The following is an 18,348-nucleotide window of genomic DNA, read 5'->3' as shown; positions in this document are numbered from 1 at the left end:
CCTCGTCGATCACAAGTCGTTGATGCGGTATTTTTCGCGGAAGCGACGAATCATCACCACCGACACGATATTGAGAGTCAGCGTCACCACGAATAGCGCCAGCCCCAAGGCAAACGCCGAGAGTGTTGCTGAACTTTCGAACTCCTGATCGCCGGTCAGAGCTGCCACGATACTGACGGTAACCGTCGTCATGTCTTCTAACGGATTAGCTGTCAGATTGGGTCGCATGCCTGCTGCCATGACCACGATCATGGTTTCGCCCAAAGCGCGGGATACCGCCAGCAATGACGCAGAAATAATACCAGGCAGCGCTGCCGGCAATACGACGTGCTTGATGGTCTCGCTATTGGTCATACCCAGCGCCAAGGCGCCCTGGCGCAGGCTATCCGGCACCGAATTGATGACATCGTCGGACAATGAGGAAATGAACGGGATGATCATGATCCCCATGACCATACCCGGCGCAACCGCATTGTTATAGGCCGCGTCGAGTCCAAAGAAACCAGCCACATCGACAATGATCGGAGCCACGGTGATCGCTGCAAAAAAGCCGTATACCACCGTCGGAATGCCGGCGAGGATCTCCAGCATGGGCTTGGCGATACCGCGTACCCGGTGCGGGGCGAATTCCGACATGTAGATCGATGACATCAAGCCGATGGGGATGGCCACCAACATCGCAATCAAAGTAATCATCATGGTGCCGGCAAACAGTGGTATCGACCCGAACTGGCCCCCGCCACTGCCCTCTTCGGCGCGTCCCGCAGCTTCCAGGAAACTGGCTCCCGGCGACCAGGTGGTGCCGGTGATGAACTCCCAGAGACTCTCCTTCTGGAAGAACCGCAACGCCTCGAAAATGATCGAGAAAAGAATACCGAACGTCGTGAATATAGAGATCAGTGCCGCTCCGGCCAGCAACAGTCGAATCACGTGTTCGATGGCCTGACGGGCGTGGAACTCCGGCCGTACTTGCATCACACCTACAGCCAAGCCGACGGCGGCCACTACCAAGCTGCCTGATAGTAGATAGAACGTCGGTATCTCGGCACCCAGTAACAACATGACGAAGGCACCAATGGCCCCCACCATCAAAGCAGGACCGGCGGTGGAGAGTACGGTGAACCAAGCATATTGGTCAGGTTGTGCGTACATTGAGATTCCTGCCCCGCGCACACGAGCCGCCTTGGCGCGTCCCAGGAAAAACGCTACCAACCCTAGTAGCAGCAGAATGCCGCAGAACAGCAGGAAAATCTGGTTGGTCTGCATTGGGTCTCTCTCGGATGAATCAACCTGATATCAGGTACCTAACGACAACGGGCCGGCAGCAACCGCTACCGGCCTCGTCAGCGAACAGTCGCCACACTTACTCTTCCAGATCAGCGACCTCAAGCGTATCGCGATCCGATACATCCTGACGTTGTTGCTCACGCATGTCTTCCGGCAGCGGGATCAGACCGATATCCATCAGGTAGCCACCATCGCCTATCATCTGCTCGGTCATGAACATGTCGACGTATTCGTACAGCGGCGGCACATCGTCAGCGTGCTGATTCTTGACGTAGAAGAACAGTGAACGAGACACCGGGTAGTCGCCAGAGCTGATCGCTTCCGGAGTAGGCTCGACGCCATCGATGCTGGAACCGATCAAGCTATTGCTGTTCTCTTCAAGGAACGAATAGCCGAAGATGCCGAAGGCATCGGTGTCTTCTGTCAGGCGCTGAACGATCAGGTTGTCATTCTCACCGGCATCGGTGTACGCCCCATCGTCACGTATATCGGTATAGCCTTCACCGCCATATTCATCCATTTCTTCGGAAGCGGCTTCCATGACCAGTTCTTCGAACGCATCACGCGTACCGGAAGTCGTCGGTGGGCCATAGATCGAAATCTCGCGATCGGGCAGCGACGAATCAATGTCGCTCCAGGTCTCGTAGGGGTTATCCACCAACTCACCATCCTGAGGCACCTGAGCGGCCACCGCCAGGAAGATCTGCTCACGAGTCAAGTCGACGGCATCGTTTTCACTGGACTGCGCAAAAGCGATCCCGTCATAGCCGATCATGGCCTCGGTGACGTCCTCCACCCCATTTTCCATGCAGCCTTCCAGCTCGGATGGCTTCATGCGGCGTGAGGCATTGGTAATATCCGGCGTACCTTCGCCGACACCTTCGCAGAACAGGCGGATGCCACCGCCGGAACCCGTGGACTCGATGACCGGTGTCGGATATTCGGTAGTGGCACCGAATTCTTCGGTGACATAGCTGGCGAACGGGTAGACGGTACTGGAGCCGACGATACGGATCTGATCGCGGGCTTGAGCGACACTGGCCACGCTCATGGCAGCAGCAGCGATAGCAGTGGTCTTGAGGATGCGGTTCATGCGAGTAACTCCTGTCGATGAGAGTGTTCAACTTCCGCAACGCACACATTGCCGACAGAAAATGACAGCTTCATGACAACCGCAACGGCATCACGAAAAAAATGATGCTTCAGATCAACAGGCCTATGGCGGCCGCCGTGCAGAGCGCCAATGATCCCAGACGAATGATGACGGGATCCAGATGACGGGACAGTGCCTTGGCCAGGCCATTCCCCATCAATATGGCGGGAATGAACGTGATCGCCAGTCCGAGATGCCAGAGTTCGATACGTCCGGCGAGCATTAACGCCACAAGGGTCATCGAGGCACTGACGGTAAAGAATGCAGCGAGATTCCCGCGCACACTATCCGGCGGCAAGCGTTGCATCAGCAAGGCGATCGGCGGGCCTCCGATCGCCGATACCGTACCGAAAACGCCGGAAAGAATACCGGCGGAAAACAGCGTCATTCGATTGACCGGCAGGCTGAAGCGCGCCAGGCTCACCGCAACCGCAAACAGCACGATACCGGCGATGGTCACTTCCATCACCGCCAGAGGGGCGACCAGCAACAGCCAGATACCCAGTGCTGTCCCAGGGATGCGTCCAATCAATGCCATACCGATCGCGTCGACGCGAATCTCCCGGCGATACTGACGCAACATCATCAATGACACCATCAAACCGAAAATCACCAGCACCACCGGCACCAGTCGCGGCTCCAGCGGCAATATCAACGGTGCCCCGACGACCGCCAAACCGAACCCCGTGGCCCGTTGAACGAACGCCCCCAGCAGCAGGATCACACTACAGCCCAACCAGGAGACCGGGCTCATATCGATCCAGACCAGTAATGGACTTACCAAGGACTCATTCACGTCCGGCACGTCCTGCCAGCACACGCAGGCCTGAATTGCCGATTGTCGCCACGCCCAGCATGGTCAATACCATGGGCCATGCGCTCTCGATCTCGAACGCGCCGACCAGAACGCCGGACAGGGCACCACTGGTGAACTGAATGCTGCCCAGCAAGGCCGTCGCCGTCGCACTCATATGGGAAAAGTGATCCAGCAGCGACGAGATTGCATTGGGGGCGATCAGTCCCATCACCCCCATGAACAGCATGATCAACGGCACCACCGTCCATAGCGAATCCAGTCCCGAGGCCACCAACCCAACCAGCAGCATCGCAACGACCCACTGGATGGCCAGGCCGAGGGCGAGATTCTGCTGTGGGCTACGACGGCGTAACAACCGGATGTTGAGACGATTGGAGGCAGCCATCACGACGACGTTCGCCCCGAAGACCAACGGGTAGATGGCCGGCGACAACCCGTAATATTCCATATAGAGAAATGGCGAGGCGGTCACGAAAGCGAACATGCCCGCAAAGGCCATCGCCACGGCACAAATATACCCCATGGCCTCGCGATGACGAAAGACACTGGCGTAATTGGCCAATACCTGGCGTGGCGATGCCACCGGCTGATGTGGATCGCGGGTCTCGGGCAGTCGTGTTCCGAGCAACCACATCAAGAAACCGGCATAGCAGGCAAGAAATACGAAGATCAGCCACCAGTCGGCGAGGTACAACAGGCCACTGCCGACCGCCGGTGCCGCCAACGGCGCCAACATCATGATCATCGCCATGGTCGACATGACCTTGGCGGCCTCACGCCCACTGAAACAGTCGCGCACGATGGCGGCTGAGTTGACCACACAAGCCCCGCCACCGAGTGCTTGAATGAAACGAAACGCCCACAGCGTATAAAGCGACTCGACCTGGGTAATCGCCAGGCTGGCGATCAGGAAGACGGTCAGCCCAGCCAACAACACCGGCTTGCGTCCCACCCGATCGGACAGTGGGCCGCACGTCAGTTGTCCCAACGCAAAGCCCAAGAGAAACACACTGATCGAGAGCTCCGTGCGATGGATGCTGGCACCTACGGCATCGGCCAGAGCCGGCATGGCAGGTAAGTAGGCATCGATGGCAAAGGGAGCCAGAGCCGTATTGGCGGCTACCAGCAAGGCAACTCGATGAGCACTGAGCGACAAGAGGCACACTCCTTGGCCTGAAGAAAAAGATAGGGTGCTAATGATAGCCGATTTCGCCGCTCAGCGGAAAAGGCGACTCACCCGACGAACAGACCGGACAGGAGTGTGCGAATCAATCTACATGATCATGAGTTTTCTGCGCTTCGAGCAGATCGACCAGAGGCTGGAACTCCTCGCGGTTATGCTCATTCATTCGCATCAGAATACGATGGGCTTCGAGAATGCGCTGCTGGAGAGCCGATTCATCGGCGTCGATCTGCGGCAGTTCATCCAGTTCCGACGGTTCGGTCAGTGGCGTCTCGACAAGGGTGAAAAAACGCGAAAACCCCATGACATCCAGCATTCGCTGGACATCGGGATTATCGGCCACGATGGTCGGTGGCTGCTCCAGACGCCCTTTCACCGCCATCGCGACCTTGGCGAGAAATCCCAATGCGGTCGAATCCACATTGGTCGCTTCACGCAAATCGACCATGACTGCCTTGAGTCCAGGCGTCTCGGCCAATCGGGCGGCCTGCTGATCCAGGGTGGCACACAGGGTCAGCCGCACATCACCGCATAACTTAAGCACGAAGACACCCGAATCGAATGCTGCCTTCAGTCGCCCTTCATGCATTATCATCGCCAAACCCATTCAACGTCATGATCGTCAAGTCATCCGGAAGCTCTTCATATCCCGGTGCACGTTGAATAACGGCGTCTTCGTCATTATCCGGCACGTCACCAAGCGCCAAGCTTCCCCGCAATGCTTCCAGATCCTTGCTGGCAAGCACCAGACGCTCGAGTTCCTTGAGCCGCCGATCGAGCGTATCGCCCGACAAACACTCCAATATGCCATCGGAACACAGCCACAAACGAAAGTCCGATGGCAATTCCATCCCCAGATTGGGATATTCCACGCTGGGAAACAAGCCCACCGGCATTCCCTCGCCCGGTAGCACCTGTATATTCTCATTCACCACCAGCATCGGCATCGGCATTTGCGCTCCCAGTGAGTAATGCAGGTAGCGCTCCCGGTGGTCGACGACCCCCACGAACAAGGTCGCGTGCTTGCCGATACCGGTATCCAGCAGTTCTCGGTTGAGCTTGCCCAACCAGGAAGATGGCAGATGCTCCGGCTGTCGGCCATCCCATTCCCCAAGCCAGTGGTTGCATAGATATTTCAGCAGCACGGTCACGAAAGCCGAGGAGGCGCCATGTCCAGAGACATCGGCAAAATAGAATACGCTGAACCGCTCGTCATAGCGATGGAAATCAAGAAAATCACCGGAAAGATAAAGTGACGGTGCCAACCAATAATCATACGTGACACCGGCAATCGACTGAGGCCGGAGAGGAAGCAGTTTACGCTGAATATGTCCCCCCGCCTGCTGATCGAGGCGCAACATGGCCAGGTGAGTTTCCAGCGTTTCGTTGAGTTCGGCGAGATTCACACGGTCCCGCTCATGCTCGTCGGCCAGACGACGGTTGTCGATAACCTTGCCTATCATTCGGCGCAGGATATCGCCATGACGCAACGGTTCGACGACATAATCGACCATGCCGGCATCCACGGCCTTGAGCAGGTCACTGTCCAGTCGTGACTCGCTGACGACCATGGTCGGTAGCCTGGCCGCCAGAGAAGGCCATTCCTGTGCAGGTACCGCCCGCGCGTGAGCGACGACCATTACCGTTTCGCGAGGCAGGTCGTCGACATGCTCTGCCGCAACGACAGCGAACTCCCCCCTGGCGATGGTTTCGGCCAATGCATCACGATCGGGGCCGGGCCGATCGACGATGCCGATCAAACGTCGTTGGGTTGCCATAGGAATCCCGTGCTAATCGGCATACGCATCATCAAGATCGACGTCGTCGAAATCATCATCACTGAAATCGAAATCGTCACTCGCGAACGGATCGTCGCCTGTCTCGCCATCACTGACCTCGTAACGACGACGTTGCAGATAGCTGTCACGGATGAAGCTGTAGCGATCTCCTCGGATCAGTTCCTCCTGTTCGAGGAAACCGGCTCGGGTATCGACCACACGCAGGAATGTCAGCCCGTATCGCGTCGGGTCATCCTCGACATACGTCAGCGGATACGTGTACATATCCACCGGCAGGCCCGCCGTATCACGCACCGTACTCGGCCCCAACAGCGGCAGCACCAGGTAGGGACCGGAATCGAGTCCCCAGACCCCCAGCGTCTGGCCGAAGTCCTCACCGTCGACCGTCAGTCCCATCGCTGTCGCATGATCGAGCAACCCCCCAACCCCGACGACGGTATTGATCACGAAACGACCGGATGCCACTCCGGCATTACCCGGCTTGCCCTGCAGAACACTGTTGAGTGCCGTGCGAATCTCACCGAGATTGGAAAAGAAATTACCCACGCCGATTTGTACCGGTTCCGGTGTGACGGCATCGTAACCTTGAGCGGCCGGTTTGAGCGCATAGCGGTCAATCACTTCATTGAAGGCAAATACACCGCGATTGAATCCTTCCCACGGATCCTCGGGACTCCGATCGTCCTGTGCTGTTTGCTGGCTGGCACATCCCGACAGCAATATCGCTCCTAGCAACGATACGCCCCACCGGTGGATAGCTACTGCTGTTCCTGGCGTTCCCTTGCGTGTCATCGACTCACCCTGTGCTGTCCCATCTCATATACCGCGATTGTCGCATCTCCCGAGGAGATTTGCTGTTCGACTGCTACCCTAGCGCAGAAATGCATAGTCGGCGAATGATTATACACGGGTTATTTCCGCCCACCGACGTTCCAACCGCTTTTCCGAGACCGGTATCAGCGTACCCAGTTGCTGAGCAAAATAGGAGACTCGCAACTCTTCGATCCACCAGCCGAATTCATCGAGTCCGGCATCCTCGATACCGCTGCGACGGCTCGCTTTACGGCGCTCCGCCAGGCGTGTTTCGAATTCCTGTACCTGTTGCATCAGCATCTGATCTCGCTGGCGCTCACGAGGTGCCTTCTCCAGCCGGATGGCAGCGGCTTCCATGTAACGCGGATAGTGAGCCAACCACTCGCCGGCCTGTGCGATGAATCCGGGGTACACCAGGCGCTGCATCTGTGCCTTGATATCACTGTATACCAGCGACAGAGCCAGACTCAGATTGCCTTTCAACGCCTTGGTCACAGCCAGATGACCGGTCAGCGCTTTCTCCACCGTGCTCACGAGTCGTTCGCCATGGGGCACCAGAGCGGCACGAGTGTTCTCCAGGCGCTCGTGCAGTGCCGACTGAGATCTCGGTAGCGGATCGGTGGCTACGACTTGCAGGAACGTTGCCTCCACCACATCATCGATCAACTGTTGCTTGCTGCCGACATTGGCGAACAGCAAGGCGCAGCGGTCGAGGCCATCGACGCGTTTCAACATGCGTACCTGCTCCGGCAGGCGTTGCATGGCCAGACGCTTGATCCCATGGCGATGCGCCTCGAGCGCCTTGTCAGCGTGATCGAAAAGCTCCACACCCAAGCCGCCATCGCCCTCCACGAGCGCCAGGTAGGCCTCCACCCGAATGCCTGCCTGGGCCGTTACGCGCGATTCCGGTAGCGGTGTCTCGGGTAAGTCGTCGAGTCGGTCGTCGATCCGTGCCTGGCTGGCCAATGATTTGGCTCCCTCGCTGGCGGCATGCTCGAAACGCTGGATCAAGCCATCGATATCTCGCCCCTCCCCCAGCACATTGCCCTCATGATCGACAACCCGCAGGTTCATCATCAGATGGTGCTCGAGCTGGTCGGTCCGCCAGTCATCGGGCGATAGCCGCAGCCCGGTCTTGACCCGCAGAAACTCACCCAACGCAACGGTCAATGGCACATCATCCGGCTGCATGGCCTCCAGAGCAGCATCGACCCAATCGGGAATCGGTACGACCTGGCGACGGATGGACTTCGGCAAGGCCTTGAGTAGCGCAATGCACTTCTCACGTAGCAGTCCGGGCACCAACCATTCCAGACGCGCCCGCGGGAGCTGCGACAACATGGCAGCCGGCACCGTCAGCGTTACACCATCATCCGATGCACCTGGCTGGAAATGATAGCTCAAGGGATAGCGCACACCGCCTAGATTCAACTCGTCGGGATACTGCTCAACCGTCACATCCTCGGCTTCGCGAGCCATCAACGCGGCCTTGTCGAGCTTGAGGATATCGGGGTTCTCTGCCTCCGCCTCGCGACGCCAGCGCTCGAATCCCTTGCCATTGACGATATCCGCCGGAATGCGTTCATCGTAAAAGGCGAACAGCGTTTCTTCGTCGACCAGGATATCCCGGCGGCGTGCCCGGTCCTCGAGATCTTCGACTTCACCGATCAGGGCGCGATTGTGAGTAAAGAATTCCGCCCTGGTGCGATACTCACCCTCGACCAGCGCACGACGTATGAACAGTTCGCGCGCCTCGACGGGTGCAATGGGACCATAATGCACCTTGCGTCGAGCAACGATCGGCAAGCCGAACAGCGTCACTTGTTCGAACGCGACAACCTGGGCCCGCTTCATCTCCCAGTGCGGTTCGCTGTAACTACGCTTGACCAGATGCCCCGCCAGCGGTTCGATCCACGTCGGGTCAATGCGCGCCACCTGGCGGGCGAATAGTTGTGATGTTTCCACCAGCTCGAAGGCCATGATCCATTTGGGACGCTTTTTGGCCAATCCCGACCCCGGATGGATCAGGAACTTGCGATTGCGGGCGCCCAGGTAATCACGGTTTTCCAGCCACTGGCCGATATTCGACAACAGCCCCGTCAACAACGCTTGGTGCAGCTTGGCCGTATAGCGTCCCTGCTGCTCACCGACGCCTGACGCATCGTTCGATGCAGTCGTCGCGGCAGGCTGGGCCGGCGGCACCTGGATATCCATGTCGCGAAGCAGTTGACGCAACTGCCGGAAGGTATCGTGCCACTCACGCAAGCGCAGATAATTGAGGTAATGCTCTCGACACCAGCGCCGCAACTGATTACCGGACAACTCATTGCGCGCTGCCTCGAAGCCTTCCCAGAGGTTCAGCCAGGCAACGAAATCGGAATCAGGATCTTCCCAGCGCTTGTGGGCCTGGTCGGCAGCCTGGCGTTTTTCCGCCGGCCGGTCGCGAGGGTCCTGGATGGCCAGAGCGCTCACCACGATCAACACGTCGCGCAGGCTGTCATTCTCGGCCCCGGCAATCAGCATGCGTGCCAGGCGGGGATCGATGGGCAGGCGGGCCAAACGCCGGCCAGTGGCCGTCAACCCTTGCCGATCGTCGACGGCGCCCAGCTCGTACAACAGTCGAAAGCCATCCTTGATGAAGCGACGATCAGGGGGATCGACAAAGGGAAAGTCTTCGATATCCCCGAGCCGCAGTGCCAGCATCGAGAGAATCACCGAGGCCAGGTTGGTACGCTGGATCTCGGGTTCGGTGAATGGCGGGCGAGCGAGAAAGTCATCCTCATCATACAGCCGGATACAGACCCCTTCGGCAATCCGGCCACAGCGCCCTTTACGTTGTTCGGCACTGGCCTGACTGACAGGCTCCACCGGCAGACGCTGGATCTTGGCGCGATAGCTGTAGCGGCTGATGCGGACCAGTCCCGGATCGATCACATAACGAATGCCAGGTACCGTCAACGAGGTTTCCGCGACGTTGGTCGCCAGCACGATGCGGCGCCCGGTATGCGATGTAAAGACGCGATTCTGTTCACTGTTGGAGAGGCGGGCATAAAGCGGCAGAATTTCAGTGTCGCGCAATTGGGCCCGACGCAAGGTATCGGCCGTTTCACGAATCTCGCGCTCACCGGGCAGGAAGATCAGGACATCGCGCGGGCCATGGAACCAGCGCTTCTCCCGTTCGATGGACTCGACCTCTTCCACCGCGTGCAGAATCCCTTCCTGCAGCGTCCGGTCCTCCTCGTCATCGGTTGCCCGTACCAACGGACGGTACCGGGTCTCGACGGGATACGTCCGACCGCTGACCTCGACGACCGGTGCCGGCTCGTTCTCGCCGAAATGGGCGGCGACCCGCTCGACATCGATGGTCGCCGACGTGATGATGATCTTCAGATCCGGGCGTCGCCGTGTCAGCCGCTTGAGATATCCCAGCAGAAAATCGATATTGAGACTGCGTTCATGCGCCTCATCGATAATGATGGCTTCATAGCGAGACAGGTCGGGGTCGTGCTGGGTTTCCGCCAGCATGATGCCATCGGTCATGAGCTTGACCAGGGTATCGTCGCCGGTCTGGTCGGTGAAGCGAACTTGATAGCCGACCTGCTCACCCAACGGCACCTGCAACTCTTCGGCCAGGCGGGTCGCCACCGAACGCGCGGCCAAGCGGCGGGGTTGGGTATGACCGATCAGCCCTCGACGCCCCAGCCCCAGTTCCAGACACAGTTTCGGTAGTTGCGTGGTCTTGCCCGAACCGGTCTCGCCCGCCACGACCACTACCTGGTTGTCCGTCAATGCCTCGAGGATATCTCCCCGGCGCTCGGCAACCGGCAACTCTTCCGGGTAGTCGAGACGGACGTTCGCCCCGCGGCGGCGCTCAACGGCAGCACGCGACTGCGCCAGCCTGCGCTCGATATCGTTGAGGCCACGGTCGACGGGCTTGCCGTCACGTACCCGGCGTTTCAGTCCGGCCAGACGACGGTGAAACTCATGGGCATCACTCAACATGGCCTCATCAAGTTGCGAGGCAAGAGTCTCGATACGGGATTGTGCACGGGAGTCGGCAGGACGCGTGGTCGTGGTGTTCAAGCCAGCCTCTTTCGATGGAACGACAACGATCCGTCTCATGTAGCGGACGATGATGCCATTGTAACGCTCCACGATGCCTTGCGCCTAATCGGCCTGCCCCTTTGGAGCTCACTTCTCGTCGGTGTTATCACGCAGCTCACGACGAAGGACCTTGCCGACGTTGGTTTTCGGCAGTTCATCGCGAAATGTCACATACTTCGGCACCTTGTAGGCCGTCAACTGTTGCTTGCACCAGGTCCGCAACGTTTCGGCGTCGAGATCGGCATTGCGAGACACCACGAATAACTTGACCGCTTCGCCGGCACCATCGTCCGGCACGCCGACGGCGGCCACCTCGACGACATCGGGATGAGCGGCGACGACATCCTCGATCTCATTGGGATACACATTGAAACCGGAGACATTGATCATGTCTTTCTTGCGATCGACGATGCGTATATAGCCGTCCTCCTGGAGGATGGCAATGTCGCCGGTGTGGAACCAACCATCGGCATCGATGGCCTGGGTAGAGTCCTCGTCACGACACCAATACCCTTTCATCACCTGCGGTCCTTTCACGCAGAGCTCACCCGGTTCGCCCAGTGGAAGATCGCTGCCGTCCGCGTCCACGACCTTGACGGACGTGCCAACGACCGGCTTGCCGATCGTGCCCAGCTGGATCGCGTCCACCGGGTTGAAGCTCACGACCGGTGATGTCTCGGTCAAACCATAACCTTCCGCCACCGGACAGCCCGTCACTTCTTCCCAACGCTTGGCGACTGCCTGAGTGAGAGCCATTCCCCCGGATATGGTCAGTTTGAGCCGGGAAAAATCGAGTTGGCGAAAATCTTCACGGTTACAGAGCGCATTGAACAACGTATTGAGGCCGATGAAGCCGCTGAATGACCAGGATCTCAATTCCTTGACGAAGGCGTCGAGATCACGCGGATTGGTGATCAGCACCGAGTGGTTGCCGGTCTCGACCATGAACAGACAGTTCACCGTGAAGGTGTAGATATGGTAGACCGGCAACGGTGCAATGATGGTTTCACACCCCTCGCCCAGTCCCGGCCCGATGGCGGCACGAGCCTGCAACATATTGGCGATCAGGTTGCGATGCGTGAGCATGGAGCCTTTCGCACGGCCCGTCGTTCCGCCCGTATATTGCAGGGCGGCGACATCCTCGGGTCGATGCTCTGCTTCCTGGAGAGGAAGCTCACGACCGTGCGCCAGCGTCTGCCGGAACGGCATCGCCATCGGTAACTGGTAGTCGGGCACCATCTTTTTCACATGTTTGACGACAGTATTGATAAGCCAGCGCTTTGGAGCGCCATGCAAATCGCCCAGCTCGGTTACCACGATATGCTCAAGCGTCGTTTTATCCAGTATGCGTTCCAGCTTGTTGGCCATATTGGCCAGGATGAGGATGGCCTTGGTCCCGGAATCGCTGAACTGGTGGGCCATTTCGCGTTCGGTATAAAGCGGATTGGTATTGACCACTATCAGGCCGGCGCGTAATGCCCCGAAGACAGCCACGGGAAACTGCAGCACGTTCGGCAGTTGAATGGCAATTCGATCCCCCGGTCGAAGCGTCGTGTCATTTTGCAACCAGGCAGCGAAATCCCTCGACAAGCGGTCCAGCGCTGCATAAGTCAGGGTCTGCCCCATGCAACTGAATGCCGGTTTATCGGCAAAACGCGCTACGGATGCCCGAAAGACGTCGAGAACCGACGCGTAGTCATCCAGCCCTTCGATGGGCTGCCCTGTCAGAATGGGGGGATTGGCGTGCTCGCTCATGGGCTATCTCCATGACATGTCAGTGTCTCGTCATCCTGACAGGAACACTGACCGTATTGTTATTCGACCGGTAGGGAATATCTCTCCATACCTTTGACTCTGATTCTCGCTAACGTATCTCAAAGCCCGATACAGTGTAAAACGATCGATTGAAACTTACGTTTGCCATTTAGTCCAATGGCCCCAGCCGCTGCTGGATTTCCCCATCCTTCCAGACCAGCAACTCGCCTGGTTCCATGGCAGTCCAGCGCTCGTTGTCGGTCAAGGGTTCGGTTGCCAACACCGACACGACGTCATTGGGTGTCGTATGCTCTTCGAAGTTCACGGTCAATTCGGCATCCGACAGGCTGGCCTTGCCGAACGGCGCCCGCCGGGTGATATGGACCAGTTTGGTCGTACAATACGCGTAGAGATAGCGCCCATCGGAGAGCAGGAGATTGAAAACACCCAGTCGCCGCAAGTGTTCACAGAGCCCATGCAACACACACCACATCGAATCACGGTCATCGGGCGGGTCGGGAAAGCGTTGGCGCAACTCTCCCATCAGGAAGCAGAAAGCACGCTCGCTATCGGTATCACCGACGGGACGGTAGAACGACAGCGGCAGTGACTCCCACCCCTCGAGCTGTCCATTGTGTGCATAGCACCAGGGACGCCCCCACATTTCCCGGGTAAAGGGGTGGGTGTTCGCCAGCCGAATCGTGCCGACATTGGCCTGGCGAATGTGGCTGATCACCACATGTGACTTGATCGGGTAATCACAGATCAACCGCGCGATCGGCGAGTCGATGGAGGGGTGCGGGTCCCGAAAATCGCGATACCCGCCCTCTTCATAGAACGCGATACCCCACCCATCCCGATGCGGGCCGGTGCCTCCACCTCGATGCAGGAAACCGGTGAAACTGAAGCAGATGTCCGTGGGCACGTTGGCACTCATGCCCAACAGCTCACACATGTGGCTCCTCCCGAACTCTGCGCCGGCGCACGGCAGCGCGACGCCATGCCAGACCTGCAAGAGTGATGAACACGATCAGTCCCAATAACAACCAAGGCCACCAACGTGCCAGACGGGGCTCGAGTCCCATCTCGCGCCCGAAGCGTTCGATCTGGGGAACGCTCGAGAGCCACAGCGCTTCAACGCCTTCATTCAGTTGAGTCGTCAGCTCCTCCAACCAATGATGCGTGGCGTCATCCGTCTCATGGTCCTGCTCCGACTTTTCATCTCCGCTGGCCAGGGCCTGTCCCTCGATCCCTTCGGCGTCAATATTCGCCCCGCCCAGGCCGATACGACCATCGGGGTTGAGAACCAGATTCGGTAACCGCAACTCCCGCGATTCACCGTCGAGTTCGACAGTCGCGTCGAACGACAAGGGGACACGCACATCGGCATCCAGTTCAGGCAATTCCAGCACCCAATGACGGTCGTCCAGCGCTTCGATATCGAGTGACTCACCCTGCAATTCGGCACGTAAATCGGTGTTGTCACGAGCAATGCCCGGATGTTCGGCGATCAACTCAACGCGCTTGCCCTGCTCGTCGATCCGAGCGCTGATGGGAGGCAGGACATTCACCGCCTGAACCCGTTGCCGCTGGAAGTCCTCGGCCTCGGCACTGATGACCAGGCGCGCATTACCGGTCCGTTCCGGGGCGGGCAACATGCCGACGAAACGCTGTCCCTCCTCGTCATGATCCATCCGGGTAGCCTTCTGGACCTCACCCCCCATATCGGACAGTTCCGCTCTGACCTCAAGCCCTTCGGGGAGGTTCGAGGTGCGTTCCCCATCTTCCTCCAGCCAGGCCGAAACCGGTAGATCGAAGCCCAGATAGAGCGTCGGGGGCAAGGGAGACGTCCGCAGAACCAGCGACGACGAGACATTGATACGACTCTCATCACCGACGTCGCCCTCGATCCGCCACTCGCCCTCTTCCGGGGATGGTATCGTGATCAGGTCGAAGCGTGACTCACTTTGCCAGCGGATGTCGTCGGGCAGCTCGTCACCCTGCTCGTAACGACGGCCATCCGGTCCGACCAGGGTCGGCGAATCGGCATCGGGCTCATGAAACAATAGTGCCGAGAAGGATTCGACATCCGGGTCGATGACGAAGCGGTCATCGTCCAGCGGCACTTGGTCAGCGGGAAAAATCCGTTCCAGGATATCCAGGAAGGAGCGCAACAGCACATCGGGGGTCTCGGCCAATGCCGCCAGCCCGTCCGCGGATTGAGCCAGGCGTTCCACCAGAGACAGGTCGGCATCCGGCGAAAAGGCGATCGCATGAATGATCGTTCCTTCATCCGCCAACCGGGGTACCAGCTCATCGAGCAGCCGCTCCCGCGACTCGTCGTCGCTGCGATCCGCGTCATCGGGAAGGTCGATCATGCCATCGGTCAACAGTATCAGATGACGCTGACGATTCCCGGCATCTTCCTCGGCTGCCGCCTGTACGGCCGCTTCGATGTCGGTGTACTGCTGATACTCGACGAGGGAAGGCGCCAGTTGCGATGCGTCATTGCGCCATTGACGACCGATGGGAGCCACCGGCAAGGCATTGTCGACTCGTTCACCAAAACGCCAGATCCCGCCGTGAATACCGGAAGGCAACAGGGCGGTCAGCAATTCCAGGGCACTCACGCTCAACCGGTCGGGGTCATTGTCGCGCATGCTGCCGGACACATCGAAGATCACACGGACGTCCGGAGTCGGACGGTCATCATTCACAGTCAGACTGCCGACATCCCGCGTCATGATGGATGCCGATGCGTCCGGATCGTTCTGGGCCAGCGCGGGTGTCGCCATCCAGGCCAGACTCCAGGCGATGACCACTAGCAGCACGCGCATTCGACCTCCTTCATCCAATCACCGGCTCACGACGTTCCTGTCGCTCGACACCACCCTCGGGCTTGTTTGAAGCACTGCCACCCGCTGATGATCCATCCGCCTGCCGTGGCCAGAACCACCAGACGGCGGCCCCTGCCATGGCCCCCGACAAGGCCCCTATTGCCACCATGACCAAAGGGGCTGCTTTCAGCCCACCTTGCAGAAAATCAACGGTCGTCACCACGATGGCCGGTGCGATACCTTGATAGGTACCGCCCTCCTCTTCCATCAGCGGTAGTGAAAATCGCCACGGCATCCACAATGTGCCAGCGACAATGCCGGTTATCATCAGTCGGGGCAGACGTGGTACGAAGCGGATACCGAGATACCCGGTGACCAGTACAATCACTGACAGTAGGATGTAGGCAACCCACAGCAACGGTATCGAGTCAGAAATCAACATACTATCTCTCCTTGAACACTACTTCCCATGGTACACCGCACCTTATGAAAGCACAGCCACCCCGTGACCACGACGTTGCCGTTCCTGAAAGGTTCCTGCCCGAATTTCGCCATGCGGACGATCCCGACTGGCATTGGCTGGAACAGCGTGATGACCCAGCCGTCAAGGCCTTTTTGGAAGCTGCCAATGCCCATAGCCGTGACTGGTTCAGCTCGCTCGAACCGCTGATCGACAGTTTGTACCACGGCCATTTAGCTCGCCGGGAACTCGCGATCACCGGACTGGCAACGCCTCTCGATCACTATACCTACTGGAGTGAAACAACCGAAGATGGTGACTATCCCAGTTGGTGGCGACATCCCAACGAAGATTATCGGCAGAAACGTTGTTTTCTTGATCTTCAGGCCAGGGCCAGTGACAAGGACTTCCTCGAACTCGGGGACATGGCGCTCTCACCCGACGAAACCTGGCTAGCCTGGACGGAAGACACCCAGGGAGACGAGTATTTCACGCTGATGCTCAAGCAACTGCCGGACGGCAATCCCGAGGTATTGCTCGAGCATATCGGCCCGGATCTGATATGGGCCGAAGATAACCGGACCCTGCTGTTCACCCGTTATGATGCAACCCAGCGGCCCGAAAGCATCTGGCGTTTATCGATTGACGAGCCTACACCCTACCGGATCTTTCATGAACCCGATCCCGAATACTGGCTCGATCTCGGCAAAACACGCTCACGCGAATGGCTGATCATCGAGAGCGCCTCCAAGGACACCACCGAGTGTCACTTGATTCCTGCTGCGTCACCCAGCACACCAGCCTCCTGTTTCCGAAAGCGCGAACTCGGCGTCGAGTATGTGCTGGAACATCGCCCGGGGTATTTCTATATACTCCATAATCGACACGCCCCGCATTTCCGACTGGATTGGGCCGAGCAACAGCGGCCCACGGAATGGCGCTCCCTGCTCGACCACCGGCAATCGCATACATTGGAGGGAGTGGATGCGTTCGACTGGGGGCTGGTGATCACGGAACGCGACCACGACGAAGCTCAGGGTCGACTACGCACCATCGAACTGACGCCCGATCAACAGATCAACCAGGACTCGACGCTTCCCTTGCCCGAGACACCCTGCAGTCAATATCTTGCAGACACCCCACACTTCCGGACACGGCGTCTGCGATTGGAGGAAGAGTCCTTCACTCACCCCGTACAGTGGATCGAGTTCGACCTGGATAGCGGGGAGCGTAGACTGCTGAAACAACAACCCGTCCACGGCAATCTGCTTCCTGAGCAACTGAAAGCACAACGGATATGGGCGACCTCCCACGATGGTGAACGTGTACCGGTGTCGATCGTGGCACGTGCCGACAAACTGGGCCATTCACCCATGCCGGTTCTACTGTATGGTTACGGCGCTTACGGTGAAGCACTCGATCCGTGGTTTTCGATTGCTCGACTGGAGCTACTGGACCGCGGGGTGGCATTCGCCGTGGCTCATGTCCGTGGGGGAGGCGAACGCGGCGAGCCCTGGTATCTGAAAGGGAAGCTCCAGCACAAGGAAAACAGCTTCCAGGACTTTCTCGCTGCCCGTGATGCCCTGGTGGATGCTGGACTGGCCGATGACCGACGTATCGTCGCTTATGGCGCCAGCGCCGGCGGGTTACTGGTTGGGGCCAGCCTCAATATGCGTCCGCAAGCTTTCTGTGCCGCGGTACTCGATGTGCCTTTCGTGGATGTATTACGGACCATGATGAATCCGAATCTGCCACTGACTACCGCCGAATATACCGAATGGGGTAACCCCGAGATCCCGGACGTGCATCATCGCATCGCTGCCTACTCACCGCTGGACAATCTGAGTGATCAGCCCTATCCATGCCTGTTCCTGCAGAGCAGTTGGCACGACTCCCGCGTCCCTTATTGGGAGCCGGCCAAACTCTATGCCCGCCTGCATGAACGGCGCCTCGATCGCCGGATGCACGACGCCAGTCCTGTTCTGTTACATACCGACATGACATCGGGACATGGCGGCGCATCGGGTCGCTTCAAGGCCTGGCGCGACAACGCCCGCCAGGATGCATTCATTCTATGGGCCTTGGGGCTAACCGATAGCCTGGATCGTTCGTAAGCCCGACTCACTGCCATCGGACGGCT

13 protein-coding genes are annotated in these 18,348 nt (G+C 58.6%); 1 reads left to right on the top strand and 12 read right to left on the bottom strand.

Features of this window, described 5'->3' with window-relative positions; genetic code table 11:
- Nucleotides 1–9: 9 nt before the first annotated feature.
- From pstC to BLW01_RS14715, 12 genes are all read right to left on the bottom strand, one after another.
- The gene (gene pstC / locus BLW01_RS14770; protein WP_092571047.1) at nucleotides 10–1,266 is read right to left on the bottom strand and encodes a phosphate ABC transporter permease subunit PstC; all 1,257 of its coding nucleotides are present in this window, start codon (nucleotides 1,264–1,266) and stop codon (nucleotides 10–12) included.
- A gap of 97 nt (nucleotides 1,267–1,363) precedes the next feature.
- A complete protein-coding gene (locus BLW01_RS14765; protein ID WP_092571045.1) occupies nucleotides 1,364–2,380 on the bottom strand; it encodes a PstS family phosphate ABC transporter substrate-binding protein in 1,017 nt (338 codons plus the stop codon).
- 109 nt (nucleotides 2,381–2,489) lie between these two features.
- Entirely contained in the window at nucleotides 2,490–3,236 is a 747-nt protein-coding gene (locus BLW01_RS14760; protein ID WP_308428099.1) for a sulfite exporter TauE/SafE family protein, read from the bottom strand.
- On the bottom strand, nucleotides 3,229–4,413 hold the full coding sequence (locus BLW01_RS14755) for a multidrug effflux MFS transporter (protein ID WP_092571043.1): 1,185 nt from the start codon (nucleotides 4,411–4,413) through the stop codon (nucleotides 3,229–3,231). Before BLW01_RS14755 ends, BLW01_RS14760 begins: the two co-directional genes overlap by 8 nt.
- A 112-nt stretch (nucleotides 4,414–4,525) precedes the next feature.
- Nucleotides 4,526–5,035, bottom strand: coding sequence for an STAS domain-containing protein (locus tag BLW01_RS14750; protein ID WP_092571246.1), 510 nt, complete (start codon nucleotides 5,033–5,035; stop codon nucleotides 4,526–4,528).
- A complete protein-coding gene (locus tag BLW01_RS14745; protein WP_092571041.1) occupies nucleotides 5,022–6,218 on the bottom strand; it encodes a PP2C family protein-serine/threonine phosphatase in 1,197 nt (398 codons plus the stop codon). Before BLW01_RS14745 ends, BLW01_RS14750 begins: the two co-directional genes overlap by 14 nt.
- Nucleotides 6,219–6,230: 12 nt before the next feature.
- Complete coding sequence (locus BLW01_RS14740; RefSeq protein WP_092571039.1) at nucleotides 6,231–7,031, bottom strand: MlaA family lipoprotein; 801 nt, start codon at nucleotides 7,029–7,031, stop codon at nucleotides 6,231–6,233.
- Nucleotides 7,032–7,139: 108 nt separating this feature from the next.
- Nucleotides 7,140–11,174, bottom strand: coding sequence for an ATP-dependent RNA helicase HrpA (hrpA, locus tag BLW01_RS14735; protein ID WP_092571244.1), 4,035 nt, complete (start codon nucleotides 11,172–11,174; stop codon nucleotides 7,140–7,142).
- Between the two features lie 69 nt (nucleotides 11,175–11,243).
- Nucleotides 11,244–12,911 (bottom strand): AMP-binding protein, encoded by a 1,668-nt coding sequence (locus BLW01_RS14730; protein WP_092571037.1) that lies wholly within the window; start codon nucleotides 12,909–12,911, stop codon nucleotides 11,244–11,246.
- A 169-nt stretch (nucleotides 12,912–13,080) separates the two neighbouring features.
- The gene (locus BLW01_RS14725) at nucleotides 13,081–13,866 is read right to left on the bottom strand and encodes a class II glutamine amidotransferase (protein ID WP_092571035.1); all 786 of its coding nucleotides are present in this window, start codon (nucleotides 13,864–13,866) and stop codon (nucleotides 13,081–13,083) included.
- Complete coding sequence (locus BLW01_RS14720; RefSeq protein WP_092571033.1) at nucleotides 13,859–15,748, bottom strand: vWA domain-containing protein; 1,890 nt, start codon at nucleotides 15,746–15,748, stop codon at nucleotides 13,859–13,861. The genes BLW01_RS14725 and BLW01_RS14720 overlap by 8 nt, the downstream gene beginning before the upstream one ends.
- Nucleotides 15,749–15,758: 10 nt before the next feature.
- The gene (locus tag BLW01_RS14715) at nucleotides 15,759–16,190 is read right to left on the bottom strand and encodes a hypothetical protein (protein ID WP_092571031.1); all 432 of its coding nucleotides are present in this window, start codon (nucleotides 16,188–16,190) and stop codon (nucleotides 15,759–15,761) included.
- 44 nt (nucleotides 16,191–16,234) lie between these two features.
- Here BLW01_RS14715 and BLW01_RS14710 point away from each other — a divergent pair, with 44 nt between their 5' ends.
- Nucleotides 16,235–18,322, top strand: coding sequence for a S9 family peptidase (locus BLW01_RS14710; protein WP_092571029.1), 2,088 nt, complete (start codon nucleotides 16,235–16,237; stop codon nucleotides 18,320–18,322).
- Nucleotides 18,323–18,348 lie beyond the last annotated feature (26 nt).

This window comes from Aidingimonas halophila (assembly GCF_900106955.1).
Taxonomy (GTDB): domain Bacteria; phylum Pseudomonadota; class Gammaproteobacteria; order Pseudomonadales; family Halomonadaceae; genus Aidingimonas; species Aidingimonas halophila.
Note: the sequence above shows the minus strand (reverse complement) of the source record. Positions and strands in the feature narration are given on the sequence as shown.

Coding starts and splice junctions, on each gene's coding strand:
- pstC (WP_092571047.1), bottom strand. CDS start 1,266: ATGCAGACCAACCAGATTTTCCTGCTGTTCTGCGGCATTCTGCTGCTA.
- BLW01_RS14765 (WP_092571045.1), bottom strand. CDS start 2,380: ATGAACCGCATCCTCAAGACCACTGCTATCGCTGCTGCTGCCATGAGC.
- BLW01_RS14750 (WP_092571246.1), bottom strand. CDS start 5,035: ATGATAATGCATGAAGGGCGACTGAAGGCAGCATTCGATTCGGGTGTC.
- BLW01_RS14745 (WP_092571041.1), bottom strand. CDS start 6,218: ATGGCAACCCAACGACGTTTGATCGGCATCGTCGATCGGCCCGGCCCC.
- BLW01_RS14740 (WP_092571039.1), bottom strand. CDS start 7,031: ATGACACGCAAGGGAACGCCAGGAACAGCAGTAGCTATCCACCGGTGG.
- hrpA (WP_092571244.1), bottom strand. CDS start 11,174: ATGAGACGGATCGTTGTCGTTCCATCGAAAGAGGCTGGCTTGAACACC.
- BLW01_RS14730 (WP_092571037.1), bottom strand. CDS start 12,911: ATGAGCGAGCACGCCAATCCCCCCATTCTGACAGGGCAGCCCATCGAA.
- BLW01_RS14725 (WP_092571035.1), bottom strand. CDS start 13,866: ATGTGTGAGCTGTTGGGCATGAGTGCCAACGTGCCCACGGACATCTGC.
- BLW01_RS14720 (WP_092571033.1), bottom strand. CDS start 15,748: ATGCGCGTGCTGCTAGTGGTCATCGCCTGGAGTCTGGCCTGGATGGCG.
- BLW01_RS14715 (WP_092571031.1), bottom strand. CDS start 16,190: ATGTTGATTTCTGACTCGATACCGTTGCTGTGGGTTGCCTACATCCTA.
- BLW01_RS14710 (WP_092571029.1), top strand. CDS start 16,235: ATGAAAGCACAGCCACCCCGTGACCACGACGTTGCCGTTCCTGAAAGG.